We start from the raw sequence: 13,739 nt of genomic DNA on the forward strand, positions 1-13,739 counted from the left end.
TATGAAAAAATTAAGTTTAATATTAATGATCCTTGTCGCATTTAAAGTAAATGCACAAGAGGGGATAAAATTTAATCAGACCAAAACCTGGAAAGAAAGTACTGAAGCAGCTACAAAAACGGGCAAATTGATATTTGTAGACTGTTATACGGATTGGTGTGGCCCATGCAAATGGATGGACCAGAATGCATTTACAGATGCAAAAGTTGCAGCGTTCTACAATGAAAATTTTATCAACGCTAAAATTGATATGGAAAAGGGTGAAGGGATAGAACTGCGTAAAAAGTATGGTGTGCAATCGTTCCCTACCTTTTTGTTTATCAACGGCAAAGGAGAAGTTGTACACAGAACCGGATCAAGGATGCCTATTGAAGAGTTTTTGGAAGAGGGAAGAAAGGCTGCAGATCCTAAGAAAAACCTTTCTTATTTAAACAAGAGATATGAAGAGGGTGCACGTGACCTTCCTTTCCTGCTGGATTATTATCTTGTATTAAACAAATCGGACCGCACAAATGCGGAAAAGATAGGCAGGGATATCGTTAGCGGAATCTCTGCAGCAGAATTAGGTACTGAATTGGGCTGGAAAGTGATCAAAGCGCTGGCAAAAAACGAAAGCGATAAGCTGGGTGCACATTTTATGGCAAACGAAAATGCCTATAATAAATGGAGTACAGCCGAAGAACGTGACCAGCTTAAGGATCGCCTGATTACGTATACTATTTACGGTTTAATGCGGGGCAGCAGTGAACAGGCTTTTATGGACAAGCTGGCCTATTTCAAAAAGTCAGATAAAATCGACCGCAGAAAACAGGGCGTAATGCTGGAGGCAGATTATTACCTGGGTGCGGGGAGGACGGATGATTATGTAAAGTTAACCAGTGCAGCCCTAAAAAATGAGTTAAAGGATGAAGCAGAGAAGCTGAGCTTCCTTGCCAGAAGGGCATCGGGCGGGAAAAGTTCGAATGAGCAGGTTTCACCTGCAATTATGCAGCAAGCTTACCTGATGGCAAAGAAAGCAGTTGAACTTGATCCCGAAGAATACAGTATCCAGTCTACCTTTGGATATGTATGCCTTGCAATGAAGAAGAAAGAAGAAGGACTAAAGGCAGCAAAGAAAGCTAGAGTTTTGGCAGATGCTGAGACTTCAAAGATCCAAAAGCTGGCCCAAGACCTTGTAGACAAGGTAGAACTTTTATAGCTCTCCTTAGCCAGGGTTATCCAGAGGATAATCCTGGCTAAGATTTTAAGACCAAATGTGCACTCCGGGTATTACCTCTATATCAGGATCATGCTGTCTTTTATTCGCAAATTTCCTCGGCTGGGAAAAGCGGTTTCAGGTATGTTCTGTCCAGGCGGGAACGCGAAGATATTGCACCGTCTTTGTTTAGCATAAAAGATTAGCCCTTGTGAAATAGAGGTGATGACGGGAAGCGTAGTCGAACCAAAATTATACTTTTTGTAAAATGTTTTTTGATAACTTTTAAGTGTAAGTGATTCAAAATCAAGATAGTAAAAGAAAAGCCTTGAAAGATTGTGCTTTCAAGGCTTTTTCTTGTTCTGGTAGCGGGGAGCAGGATCGAACTGCCGACCTCAGGGTTATGAATCCTGCGCTCTAACCATCTGAGCTACCCCGCCGAAGGGTCTTTTTTCTAAAGAGTTGCAAATATAGAATAAATTACTTTTCTTTAGAAACAAATGTTAAAAAATTGTCTAATAATTGAAGAAATAAGTGTTTAACGATGTCAGAGAAGAAAAAATTTACGTTGGAATATGAGTTGAGGTCGTCTCCGCGTATTTTGTTTAGTTTTATTAGCGAACCAAATGGTTTATCTCAGTGGTTTGCCGATGATGTAGTTTTCCGGGATCAGGTTTACACATTTACATGGGATGATGAAGTTCAGAAAGCAAAGCTGCTGAGCGTAAAAGAAAACAAGTCTGTAAAATTCAAGTGGGTCGATGATGAACCACATTGTTATTTTGAAATGGAGATCGTGCAGGATGAATTGACAAATGATGTCGCACTTTCTATAACAGATTTTGCTACGGATGATACCAAAGCCGAGCGTACTTTAATTTGGGATAATCAGATTAACTATTTGCATAGTGTAATTGGTGCTTAGTTTTTCGACTGCTTTGCCTACATTTGTATATTGAAAAAGATTCATTTACTTCTGCTCAAAGCATTCATAAGGCCTTTTTTCGTCACATTCTTTATTGTGATGTTCATTCTGCTTATGCTTTTTTTATTTAAATACGTAGATGATTTAATAGGAAAAGGATTTGAATGGTACATTATACTTGAGTTGATGTATTATGCATCGGCAGCGAATGTGTCTATGGCACTGCCATTGTCTATACTTTTGTCTTCTATAATGACATTTGGGACATTGGGAGAGAACTACGAACTGGTAGCTATCAAATCTGCAGGGGTCTCTTTACAGAAGGCGATGATGCCATTGCTGACGCTCATAATATTCATCGCAATAGGTTCCTTTTTCTTCTCCGATTACATGCTGCCAAAGGCTAATTTGAAGTATGGGTCTTTGCTATGGGATATCACCAATAAGAAATTATCGTTTTTGATAAAACCCGGTGTATTTAATAACAGCATTAATGGTTATTCGATCAGAGCAGATAAAAAAGGAGAAGACGGTACCTTGTATGATGTGATGATTTATGACCATACCAATACGAGTGGAGGATCAAAGATCATTCTTGCAAAGGAGGGAAAGATGTCAGGAGATGATAAATACCTGTTGCTGAAGCTTAAAAACGGCGTCAGGTATGAAGAATCGAGTGGTAGAAACAATTATAATCCACGGCAGGAGCTGACCCGAATGAGGTTTGAGGAGACGGATCAGAAATTTGACATTTCCAGCTTTAAGATGAGCAGGACCAATGAACAAGAGTTCAAAGGCAATACTCAGATGCTGAACTTAAAGGGATTAAAAAAGAAGGAAGATTCCTTATCAAAGGAGCTCGATAGTATTAACAAGTTCGCTGCTGTCAACGTTAATAGTTATTATAAACAGAATAACTATACAAAGGGATATACCAAAGTAAAGGCTCCTGTGAAAACTATCAAAGGTGAACTGGTAAAAGAATTACAGCCGACTCAGAGGCTATCGGTAATTCAAACTGCTTTGGATCAGGCAACCACAATTAAACAGACGACAGCGGGAAGAATTACTGATTTTGAAGACAGGACAAAGAATATCATAAAAGTCCAGATCGAATTTCAGAGGAAATTTACCCTGGCGGCCTCTTGTCTGTTGTTATTCTTTATAGGAGCCCCACTGGGAGCCATCATCAGAAAAGGTGGATTAGGGCTGCCCGTAGTGATGGCCATTGTATTTTTTCTTCTTTATCATATTATAGCAACGGTGTCCGAGAAATCGGCGACAACAGGATCGCTCCTGCCTTTTTTTGGTATGTGGCTGGCTATTTTTGTATTGTCTCCATTGGGGGCATTCCTCACTTACAAGGCAACGGTCGATTCTGCATTATTTGATATAGATTATTTCAAGCAATTGGCTGTTGGCTTTTTCAAAAAGAAAAAAACTGGTCATTCAAAGAATCTTCCTGCTAATTAGCAGCATCTTTTCATTACTTATTTATGATATTTAAAAGGTGATATTGAGCACGAAGGTTGTAACTTTGTATTTTAATTGTATAGTTGAAAAACCTGCAATTACTTTATAGACAATATTCTTAAAATGGAAATTAAACTAGATGCAATAGAAGATGCTATTGCTGATATAAAAGCTGGCAAAGTTATCATCGTTGTAGACGATGAAGATCGTGAGAATGAAGGTGATTTTTTGACAGCAGCGGCAAATGCGACTCCAGAGGTAATTAATTTTATGGCTACTTATGGCAGAGGGTTAATTTGTGCTCCTTTGACGGAGCAGAGATGTGACGAACTGGGTCTGGAGGCAATGGTTGGTAAAAATACAGCGGTTTATGAAACCAACTTTACTGTTTCCGTCGACTTACAGGGTTACGGCTGTACTACCGGTATTTCTGCATCAGACAGATCTAAAACTATTCAGGCACTTATAAATCCTAATATTGATCCCGCCGAATTAGGAAGACCGGGACACATTTTTCCATTGAGAGCGAAGGATGGCGGCGTTTTAAGAAGAGCGGGACATACTGAAGCGACAGTTGATCTGGCCAGGATGGCTGGAATGGAGCCTGCTGGTGTGCTGGTAGAGATTCTGAAAGAAGATGGTGAGATGGCCAGGTTACCGGACTTGATCAAAATTGCAGCTCAGCATCAATTGAAGATAATTTCCATTAAGGATCTGATTGCTTACAGATTGAGTAAAGAAAGCCTGATTAAGGAAGAAGTTACTGTAAACCTACCTACACAATGGGGAGATTTTAAAATGACCGCTTATACTCAGCTGGATACTGGTGCAACTCACCTGGCAATCAGTAAAGGAGAGTGGAAAGAAGATGAGCCGGTTTTAACCCGTGTTCACAGCTCTTGCATGACCGGTGATATATTTGGCTCTTGCAGGTGCGATTGCGGACCTCAATTGCATAAGGCGATGGAGATGATTGATAAAGAAGGTAAGGGCGTAATTGTATACATGAATCAGGAAGGCAGAGGTATTGGTCTTGTCAATAAACTACGTTCCTATAACCTGCAAGATGCTGGTTTTGATACTGTTGAGGCGAATATCAAACTTGGTTTCAAAGGTGATGAGCGCGATTATGGTGTAGGAGCACAGATATTGAGGCATCAGGGCGTTACAAAAATGAAGTTAATGTCTAACAACCCTACTAAAAGAGCGGGCTTGATAGGTTATGGTCTTGAGATCGTGGAAAATATTGGTATTGAGATAGAAAGTAATGTTCACAATGAGACTTATTTAAAGACTAAAAGGGACAAAATGGGACATCATATCATGAAGGGGTAGTTATTTTTTCTTAGACGATTTTTTGTCTGAGATAACACCTTCTTTATTCGATGAAGACTTAGTAGCGGGTTTGGATTTTTCCTCATCCGCTTTCTTTTTTTGTGCCCTTTTATACTCACCAGTAATTTTCTTCAAAAACTCGCTAAAGCTGTCGAACTGCTGAGTATATATTAATCCGAATGAGGTAACGTTATTGTTCTGACTCAATCCTGTGTTGAAGAAGTTAGTTTGCTGAGTAGGAGGTTTGTTCGCAAGTTTTCCAATTAATGTCCCATCTTTTTTAATAAGTGCCAGAACTTCAACTTCTCCACCCACATTATTTTTTGTAAAACCTATCGGAGAGAGATCGTTTGTGCTTCTCCTGTCTACTATTCCTGCATTCAGGATCACCCTGTCATTAAAAAATCTGAAAGAGGCATTGGCTTCGCTCAATGATTTGATGTTGATGTCTACAAAGTCGAGGTTTAGAGAAGAAAGCACATTGTTGAACTGATTAAATAAAAGTTCTGTAGCTGTACTCGCTACGCCAGAGGTCAGCTGCTTACCAAGGCCTTCTTTGCCAGTTCCGGGAGCAAAACTTCTCCTGATGATCAGACTTAGGGCCTGTAAGTTCCTATTATTGTCGTCATTAAAGTAAGATTGCATCTCCTCTTTAATAGCTGGGTTAGAAGGGAAGAAAATGTCTAGCTTGATATCCGGTTTTAATAACAAACCAGTTAACCCCATTTCTACTTCAGTAAGCACACGTTCATTGGCGTTTGTACCTCCATCCCGATTGGCAGCAGTATATAAATCTGTAAGGCTGGCTCTTAGTGCGTAGATGGCTTTTAGGTTGATCTGGGCTGTCGTCGGATTGCCCGTCCACCTGATCGTTCCGCCCTGCCGGATGTTAAATTTCTTATTGATAATTTCCTGAGCGGTGAAATCAAAACTTCCGGATTCAATGATATAGTCACCCGACATTTCAAAATCTCCCAGACTATTGATGTTTAAGGTTAGATTCTTGGAGTAACCTTTTCCGCTTAGATTGCCCAGCGTTGTAAAAATGTTTGCCGTACTGTTGGCATCGACGACAAGTTTCAGGTTCATGGTCAATCCATCGAAGCTTGTCTGTTTTTTAACAACGGCTGCAGTATCTTTACTAACGAAGGTGATGAAATCTTTACTTGAAACGGTCTCTGAGCTATTTAATGGTAGATTGAATACTGTGCCTTTTTCCGTCTTGGCATCTATATCAATAGACATTTTGTTTGTTGGCCCTTTAAATTTAAAGGTACCTGTCCCGTATGCCTTACCGAAGTATACGCTATTGTCTTTTTCGGTTGTATTCAAAGCCATGAAGTCAGTTGCTTTAACAATGACATCCAGCGTTGGATTGTTTAAATTGTTCAGATCTACTGTACCATTTGCTATTGCCTCATTGCCGTCTACATCTTTTAGCTTAAGGTCGTCAATGTTGATCACACTATTTTCCACAGCAACTTTATCATTTAAAGTATATGTTGTCTTTAAATAGTTAATGGTCATTTGTCCCTCATCAAATGATACTTCACCATTAATTGAGGGCTTATTGAAAGGGCCTTTTATCTCAAGATCGGTTGATATATGCCCTTTAAGGTTAGAAACCAGCTCATTAACGAAAGGTTCTAACACAGCCATTTCACTTTCATCCAGTTTGACATTAAGGTCTATTTCTTTCTTTTCAAGATCCAGATTTCCCTGGACTTTTAAGGTTTCCTTGTCAAATGCCCGGATGTTGGTATAAATATTAACCAGATTATTGGTGCGGTCATAAGACGATGTGTCTGTCAGGTTACCTATATATGTATTGTTGAATGCTAATGAATCGATTTTTAGGTTATCTGAAATCCTGGGTGATTTTAATATGTTGTAAAGCTTTGTTTCGCCATTGATATTTCCGGCTAACTTGATTCCCATCGCTTTTACAAAAGGATTAATGGTCGTCAAACTGAAATCTTTAAAACCTATGAGCAATAAGTCTTCGGGGTCATTTGAAAGTGTCCCATCAAGAGTCAGTAGCTGTTTTCCGTTGCTTAGATCAAAATTACTAATCTCTGTTTTACCCTGGTGGAAATTGATACGCACTTTTTCCTGTATTTTCCAGTCTTCACTGTTGATCTTAAGAATGGAAGGAAGAATACTGACGCGCGCTGTTGTATCATTTGCAAATTCTATTAAGCCATTTAGATCGAGTTGATTGGCGTCATCAGAATTTGATAATTTTACGTTTAGTGAAAGACTGTCGTTTCTAAGTATGTTAGATATATTGACATTCTTCATGTACAGGGAATCATTCAAATCAACCCTGTCAGATGTAATAATGGCCTGCAACTGATTTGTAGAGGTATTTTCATCGACAATAATGTTATTTACAATGATGCCTTTGTATTTGAGTTTTTTTACAAAACCGTTGACTGTAGCAATGTTGTTAGGAGAGTCAAAGTTTCCAATAAAAACTGCCTGATCTTCGATCTCAAGCCCGGGCATAATTAGTTCGGCAATGGGTTCAAATCTTTTAATCCGCAGGTCAAACTTAAAAATCTGATCTCCAAATGCTACGATATCTGTTTTAAGTGAAGGAATATACTTTTTTGCGAGTGCCTTATAGTACGAGGGAATGGTATTTAAATCATACTGGCCACTGATACTGGCATCGAGTATATCAGAATTGATGGTCAGGGTTCTGTCTCTTCCTATGCCATTTGCCTTGAGCTGAACGGAGTCGATGTTATAAACCCCTTTTACATTGTCCAGCCTGATCTGTTGGATCAGTAAATTGCCTTGAATGTTATTGAGATTATTACCGGAAAAATTGGTGCTAAACTTAGCATCGATCATTAGCGAATCCTTATATAATTTGAGGGCCTTAAGTTTCGCGTTGTTAATCGTCGCAGTAAAGTTAAATACCGGTAGTTTGGGATTTAAGTTTACTCCTCCGTCAAAGACCAGTTGTACATTTTTGTCATTTATTTTTAAGCTACCGTCAAAATACTTTTTGTCAAATGTCCCATCAATCTTAACATTCCTGTATCGATAGTCATTGAAGTCGATATAACTGATATCGCCGTTTATATTTTCAGAAAGGTTATTGATCTCTGTTCCCCGGCCTTTAACATATAAAGATGCAGATAACCTGCCTAAGCTCTTTTCATTAATTAATGTACCTAAATTAAAATCATAAGTTTTAACATTCCCGGTATAGGATGGAGTGCCTTTTTTGTCGATTTTCATGTTTACATCCGAGACGACTCTGCCAAGTTTGGTTTTGAACTCCCCATAGGCAATGAAATCATTTTGAAAGCCGGTAAAAGAACCATTGAAGTTGATGTTTCCAAACTTGTTGATGATTTCGGGAACTATCTTTTTCTTTTTGCCGGTAAAGTCGGTAAGGATTTCATCCAGGTCTTTTTTATTAGTGCCCGCAAGTTCAATCTTCAGGTCCATGAAGGTTTCTTTTAAATTGGGAAGACCCTGTAAGATAAAATCACCTTTTATATGTGTGGCCTTTCCGGCCTTGATCGAAAGTTTTTTTGCTTTCAGGTTATTTACCAGGCCTGTAACCTGACCGTCAACATCAATATTCAAATTCATGTTGTCCAGTTCAGAGGTGAAATAAGCAATGTCTCTGGAAGCAAGAAAACTGTTTTTAAATACAGCTTTCATTCTTACTTTATTGACATAGTCATTGAAATCCTTGTAGCTGTGGAAGCGCATTTGAAAATAGTCGGACAATCTGCTTTTGTTCGTTTCCAACATCAGGTGTTTCAGCTCGATCTGATTGGTGTCTACAGTGGTAAAAGCGGTTAGGTTTTTAAGATAGAAACCGCTTTTTTCTTTAAAGGTCAGGTTTTTAATGTCGGCCTGTATGATGTGATCTGTCGTATTTAGTTTTTCTAATATGCCGTTAAGACTGGTAAGGTGAACATCATCGAAATTTACCCCTTTAATAACTGTATCGACCTTAAAGTTTTTATATCTGAAAGCGAAGTTGTTCATGATCACGCGATCAAAAGAAATTTTATAAGGTTTTTTTTTCTTCTTAACTGTAGGTGCTCCGGAATCAAAGTAATCAATAATAAAGTCTATGTTTGTTGACTCATCTTGATATGATTTTAAGTAGAATGAACCATTGTTGATCTGTACTGTATTGATGTCGACAATTCGCTGATCAATAGAAAGCCGGTTAATGTCGACTATTAATTTTGGCGTATTTAATATCGTATCTTTCTGGAGATCTAAAACCAGCAGGTTTTCCAGTACAATGGATTTAAAAGGTTTTATATATAGACCTGTTAATGATATGGTTGTATTTAGCTCTTTAGATAGGTATGCGGCCGCTTTTTTTGCTACAAAAGTCTGTACCGGTTTAAATTGAAGTGAAAATAAAATGACAGCAAACAGTAATAATACCGATGCAATCACCCAAAGAAGTATTTTTAATAGTTTTTTAATAATTTTGTAGCTTAATAATAATAAACGTGTCTGTAATACTTGCTATTGAATCTTCCTGTGATGAAACTTCTGTTGCCATATGTAACAACGGCAAAATTACTGCCAATGTTATTGCAAACCAAACAATTCATCAAAATTATGGTGGTGTAATTCCGGAACTTGCTTCGAGAGTACATCAGCAGAATATAGTGCCGGTAATTCAACAGGCATTGATTGATGCTAAAGTTACTAAAAAGGAACTGAATGCAGTCGCTTTTACGCAGGGGCCGGGCTTATTAGGCTCATTGTTGGTTGGTGTGTCTTTCGCTAAGTCATTTGCGCTGGCATTGGATCTCCCCTTAATCTCGGTGAACCATATGCATGCTCATATATTGGCGCATTTTATTGATGATCCCAAGCCTGCATTTCCTTTTATTTGTCTTACTGTATCTGGCGGACACACTCAAATTGTGGTAGTCAGAGATTATTTTGACATGGAAATAGTAGGAGAGACCCTTGATGATGCGGCAGGAGAGGCATTTGATAAGACGGCAAAGATTTTAGATTTGCCATATCCGGGCGGACCTCTGGTAGATAAATATGCCAGGGATGGAAACCCTTTAGCATTTAAATTTGGAGAGCCTCAGATCAAGGACCTTAATTATAGCTTTAGCGGATTTAAGACATCCATTTTATATTTCATTAGAAATATGCAAAAGGAAAACCCTGACTTTGTTACTGAGCATCTAAATGATATATGTGCATCCGTTCAGCACAGTATTGTCAATATTTTACTAAATAAGCTTAAAAAGGCCGCGAAACAGTATGGCATTAGGGAAATAGCAATAGCGGGGGGAGTATCGGCTAATAGTGGGTTAAGGCTCTCTTTGCAGAAATTGGCAGAGGAGTTGAATTGGAATGTTTACATTCCTGCATTTCAATATTGCACCGATAATGCGGCAATGATCGCTATTGCCGGATATCATAAGTATTTAAATGAGGATTTTGTGGGGCAGGATGTTGCGCCCCTTTCCAGAATGGATTTTTAAAAATAAAGCTAGATAATATGACTACAATGAGTTTTGTGTTTTTTGGATTAATGTTGATACCATTGATTATTTTTCTTGTTTGGTTAATTAAGAAGGACAAGAAGAAAAATTATCTTGGACTTCTGGTTTTAGCCATCATGGCTATTGTTGCTTTGGTTGTTATCGTTAGGTTTGACTCACTTTTTCTAAAAGCTCAATCAGGAATATCTACAAAATCTCAGTCACCTAGTTATAGGTAATTCTGTTTTATAAATAAAAAGGGCCTGCTTTATTTAAAACAGGCCCTTTTTTTAATGTTGACGATATTTATTATAATTTTTCTTCTAATTTTTCACCTGTCACTTCAGCACGAATTTTTGCTTCTATTTCTTCAGATAATTCTGGATTGTCCATAAGCAATTGCTTAACTGCATCTCTGCCTTGTCCAAGTTTAGTATCTCCGTAAGAGAACCATGAACCTGCTTTTTTAATGATATTGAAATCAACACCAAGATCAATGATCTCTCCTGTTTTAGAAATTCCTTCTCCAAACATGATGTCAAATTCAGCTATTCTGAAAGGTGGGGCTACTTTGTTTTTTACGATTTTAACTTTTACCCTGTTTCCCGAAACTTCATCAGAATCCTTAATTTGAGAAGTTCTGCGGATGTCTAAACGTACAGAAGCATAAAACTTCAATGCATTACCACCAGTAGTGGTTTCAGGATTTCCAAACATCACACCGATTTTTTCACGCAACTGATTGATGAAGATACAGCAGCATCCGGTTTTAGAAATGGTTCCGGTTAGTTTACGCAATGCCTGTGACATTAAGCGTGCATGCAGCCCCATTTTAGAGTCACCCATTTCTCCTTCAATCTCAGCCTTTGGTACTAAAGCTGCAACAGAGTCAATTACGATTACATCTATAGCTCCCGACCTGATCAGATTATCGGCAATTTCCAATGCCTGTTCACCATTGTCCGGTTGGGATATCAATAAGTTATCTACATCTACACCAAGTTTTTTTGCATAGCCTTTATCGAAAGCATGTTCCGCATCAATTATCGCAGCCAATCCGCCTTTTTTCTGCGCTTCAGCTATAATATGCGTTGCCAGAGTCGTTTTACCAGAAGACTCAGGGCCATAAATCTCTATGATCCTTCCTTTTGGTACTCCGCCAATTCCTAAAGCAATGTCTAAGCTTATAGATCCGGTAGATATAGATTCAATCGGTTCTACAGCATTATCTCCAAGTTTCATTACAGTACCTTTACCGTATGATTTTTCTAACTTATCCAGCGTAAGTTGTAGTGCCTTTAATTTGTCTGCGTTTGCGCTCATATCTTAATTCTGTCTTGAGATAAATGATGTATTTATCTGTGTGCTAATTACGTTAGCAAATGTATTAATATTTAATTCAAAAAAACAAATAAAAATTATTGTTTTTTGATTTTCGTTTCTTTTTCGCTAAATATTTTAGTTTGTTTTTTAGTGTTTTGGAAATATTTGCAGAAATCTGTTATCTCGCATATTCCGCATTTTGGAGATCTTGCAACACAAACATACCTTCCATGTAGTATTAACCAATGATGGGCTACGTGTATCACTTCTTCAGGCAAGTATTTTACCAGCTCCTTTTCAACAGTCAAAGGCGTCTTTCCATTTGCAAGCCCAATCCGGTTGGCTACTCTGAAAACATGGGTGTCTACAGCCATTGCCGGGGCATTATAAATCACCGATGCAATTACATTGGCCGTTTTTCTGCCTACCCCAGGCATTTTCTGAAGGTCGTCTATGTCTGAAGGAACTTCATTATTAAACTCGTTTAGCAACATGTTGGCCATCCCTACAAGGTGTTTCGCCTTATTATTAGGATAGCTTACGCTCCTGATGTAATCAAAGACTATATCGGGGGTGACTTCTGATAATGCTTTGGCATCAGGAAACCGCTGAAAAAGTGCAGGTGTCACCTGGTTGATCCGTTTATCTGTACACTGTGCAGATAGTATGACTGCAACAAGCAATTGGAAAGGATTATTATAATGAAGTTCCGTTTCAGCATCAGGCTGCCTGGCGGAAAAGTGGGACACAAAAAGTTTATAGCGTTCTTTTTTGAGCATAGGCAAACTTAGATATAAACTAAGGAAATAAAAAAAGCCGCCAGTTTTTTTGGCGGCTTTAAATTCCGGAATTTAAATTACTTGGCTTTTGAGTAGGCTAAAATCTTCGAAATGGTTTCATCTGAAGGGTTTTTAGTTAATCTATTCAATTGTGGTTTAATGCTGTCATAAAACATTAAATCATTTGCTTCCACATCTTCCGCAGGATTGTTTTCCTGGTTTTGTTGTGTGTAATTTACTTTGTTAACTGAGGTAGAGGTTTTTATCATAAGCAATAAACGTATATTAGTTTTACTAATTAACGATATTGTTATTAATTTATTTTAACCCTAACTATAATTAATTGTAAATTATTTTTTACAAATGAAAAGATGTACAATAACAATAAATTTATAAAAGCGCTAAGATATTTCTTTGACTTTCATCATCTTACGAAGATTGCTAAGTGCATACCTCATACGACCCAGTGCCGTATTTATACTCACATCTGTTAAATCCGCGATTTCCTTAAAGCTTAAATCTGCATAGTGCCGCATAATCAAAACTTCTTTTTGATCATCGGGCAATAAATGGATCATAGCCCTCAGGTCATAGTGTGTTTGCTCTCTGAGTATCCGGTCCTCTGTACTTTCTTCCTGAAACTGCAGCAGGTTAAATACATCAGTACCATCGGCACTGGTAATTACCGGGCCACGTTTTTCGCGTCTGAAATAATCGATTACAAGATTATGTGCGATTCGCATAACCCATGGTAAAAATTTTCCCTCTTCATTGTATCGTCCGGATCTGAGGGTATTAATTACCTTGATAAAGGCATCCTGAAAGATGTCCTCTGCCAAATACTGGTCTTTAACCAATAAGTATATTGAAGTATAAATTTTTGATTTATGCCTGCGTAAAAGTTCTTCCAAAACGGCTTCATCGCCATTAAGGTATAATTTTACCAATTCCTGATCACTGTGCTGTTGTAATTTCATAGGAGTATCCTTACTAAATTCCCTTTCTGCTGTTGCTAAAAAATACTTAGTAGATGTTTGTTTCGATATCTTTTCTCCTATTAGTTTTTTGAGTGGTGGTGTAATCTGTTAGTTAACAATTCAAAAGAAGCATTTTTTTATTACAAATCAATAGAAAAAGTGTTAAAAAAATTCAAAAGTGACCTGAGAGCCTTATTTTTGCATTTCTCCAGAAAACTCAATATGTGTTTT

At 37.9% G+C, this 13,739-nt stretch carries 10 protein-coding genes and 1 tRNA gene; 5 read left to right on the forward strand and 6 right to left on the reverse strand.

Translation table 11 applies throughout. The features are described 5' to 3' along the window. Position 1 precedes the first annotated feature (1 nt). A complete protein-coding gene (locus R2Q78_RS10650) occupies positions 2-1,198 on the forward strand; it encodes a thioredoxin family protein (protein WP_316791616.1) in 1,197 nt (398 codons plus the stop codon). A gap of 360 nt (positions 1,199-1,558) precedes the next feature. Here R2Q78_RS10650 and R2Q78_RS10655 read toward each other — a convergent pair. Further along, positions 1,559-1,635, reverse strand: a tRNA-Met gene (locus tag R2Q78_RS10655). A 104-nt stretch (positions 1,636-1,739) separates the two neighbouring features. Here R2Q78_RS10655 and R2Q78_RS10660 point away from each other — a divergent pair. From R2Q78_RS10660 to R2Q78_RS10670, 3 genes are all read left to right on the forward strand, one after another. Beyond that, positions 1,740-2,120, forward strand: coding sequence for an START-like domain-containing protein (locus R2Q78_RS10660; RefSeq protein ID WP_316791618.1), 381 nt, complete (start codon positions 1,740-1,742; stop codon positions 2,118-2,120). Positions 2,121-2,150: 30 nt separating this feature from the next. After that, positions 2,151-3,593, forward strand: a complete 1,443-nt coding sequence (locus R2Q78_RS10665; protein ID WP_316791621.1) for an LptF/LptG family permease — start codon at positions 2,151-2,153, stop codon at positions 3,591-3,593. Between the two features lie 123 nt (positions 3,594-3,716). Next, positions 3,717-4,928 carry a bifunctional 3,4-dihydroxy-2-butanone-4-phosphate synthase/GTP cyclohydrolase II gene (locus R2Q78_RS10670; protein ID WP_316791622.1) on the forward strand — a complete coding sequence of 404 codons (1,212 nt, stop codon included), beginning with the start codon at positions 3,717-3,719 and terminating at the stop codon, positions 4,926-4,928. Here the strand turns inward: R2Q78_RS10670 and R2Q78_RS10675 are convergent, their stop codons facing one another. Continuing rightward, positions 4,929-9,371 (reverse strand): translocation/assembly module TamB domain-containing protein, encoded by a 4,443-nt coding sequence (locus tag R2Q78_RS10675; RefSeq protein ID WP_316791624.1) that lies wholly within the window; start codon positions 9,369-9,371, stop codon positions 4,929-4,931. It abuts the gene before it with no gap. A 56-nt stretch (positions 9,372-9,427) separates the two neighbouring features. Between R2Q78_RS10675 and tsaD the strand changes: the two genes are divergently transcribed. Continuing rightward, positions 9,428-10,429 (forward strand): tRNA (adenosine(37)-N6)-threonylcarbamoyltransferase complex transferase subunit TsaD, encoded by a 1,002-nt coding sequence (gene tsaD / locus R2Q78_RS10680; protein WP_316791625.1) that lies wholly within the window; start codon positions 9,428-9,430, stop codon positions 10,427-10,429. Positions 10,430-10,738: 309 nt separating this feature from the next. On the opposite strand, the gene recA is transcribed toward tsaD, so the two are convergent. The 4 genes from recA to R2Q78_RS10700 all read right to left on the reverse strand — a co-directional run bounded on the left by recA (position 10,739) and on the right by R2Q78_RS10700 (position 13,508). Beyond that, the gene (gene recA, locus R2Q78_RS10685) at positions 10,739-11,752 is read right to left on the reverse strand and encodes a recombinase RecA (RefSeq protein WP_316791627.1); all 1,014 of its coding nucleotides are present in this window, start codon (positions 11,750-11,752) and stop codon (positions 10,739-10,741) included. 95 nt (positions 11,753-11,847) lie between these two features. Then, positions 11,848-12,531 (reverse strand): endonuclease III, encoded by a 684-nt coding sequence (gene nth / locus R2Q78_RS10690; RefSeq protein ID WP_316791630.1) that lies wholly within the window; start codon positions 12,529-12,531, stop codon positions 11,848-11,850. A gap of 77 nt (positions 12,532-12,608) precedes the next feature. Continuing rightward, the gene (locus tag R2Q78_RS10695) at positions 12,609-12,800 is read right to left on the reverse strand and encodes a hypothetical protein (protein WP_316791633.1); all 192 of its coding nucleotides are present in this window, start codon (positions 12,798-12,800) and stop codon (positions 12,609-12,611) included. A gap of 132 nt (positions 12,801-12,932) precedes the next feature. Continuing rightward, the gene (locus R2Q78_RS10700; protein ID WP_316791636.1) at positions 12,933-13,508 is read right to left on the reverse strand and encodes an RNA polymerase sigma factor; all 576 of its coding nucleotides are present in this window, start codon (positions 13,506-13,508) and stop codon (positions 12,933-12,935) included. Positions 13,509-13,739: the final 231 nt, after the last annotated feature.

This window comes from Pedobacter frigoris, assembly GCF_032678645.1.
GTDB lineage: Bacteria > Bacteroidota > Bacteroidia > Sphingobacteriales > Sphingobacteriaceae > Pedobacter > Pedobacter frigoris_A.

Bases quoted from the DNA above. Each gene is read 5' to 3' on its own strand.
- R2Q78_RS10650 (WP_316791616.1), top strand. From the start codon at position 2: ATGAAAAAATTAAGTTTAATATTAATGATCCTTGTCGCATTTAAAGTA.
- R2Q78_RS10660 (WP_316791618.1), top strand. From the start codon at position 1,740: ATGTCAGAGAAGAAAAAATTTACGTTGGAATATGAGTTGAGGTCGTCT.
- R2Q78_RS10670 (WP_316791622.1), top strand. From the start codon at position 3,717: ATGGAAATTAAACTAGATGCAATAGAAGATGCTATTGCTGATATAAAA.
- recA (WP_316791627.1), bottom strand. From the start codon at position 11,752: ATGAGCGCAAACGCAGACAAATTAAAGGCACTACAACTTACGCTGGAT.
- nth (WP_316791630.1), bottom strand. From the start codon at position 12,531: ATGCTCAAAAAAGAACGCTATAAACTTTTTGTGTCCCACTTTTCCGCC.
- R2Q78_RS10695 (WP_316791633.1), bottom strand. From the start codon at position 12,800: ATGATAAAAACCTCTACCTCAGTTAACAAAGTAAATTACACACAACAA.
- R2Q78_RS10700 (WP_316791636.1), bottom strand. From the start codon at position 13,508: ATGAAATTACAACAGCACAGTGATCAGGAATTGGTAAAATTATACCTT.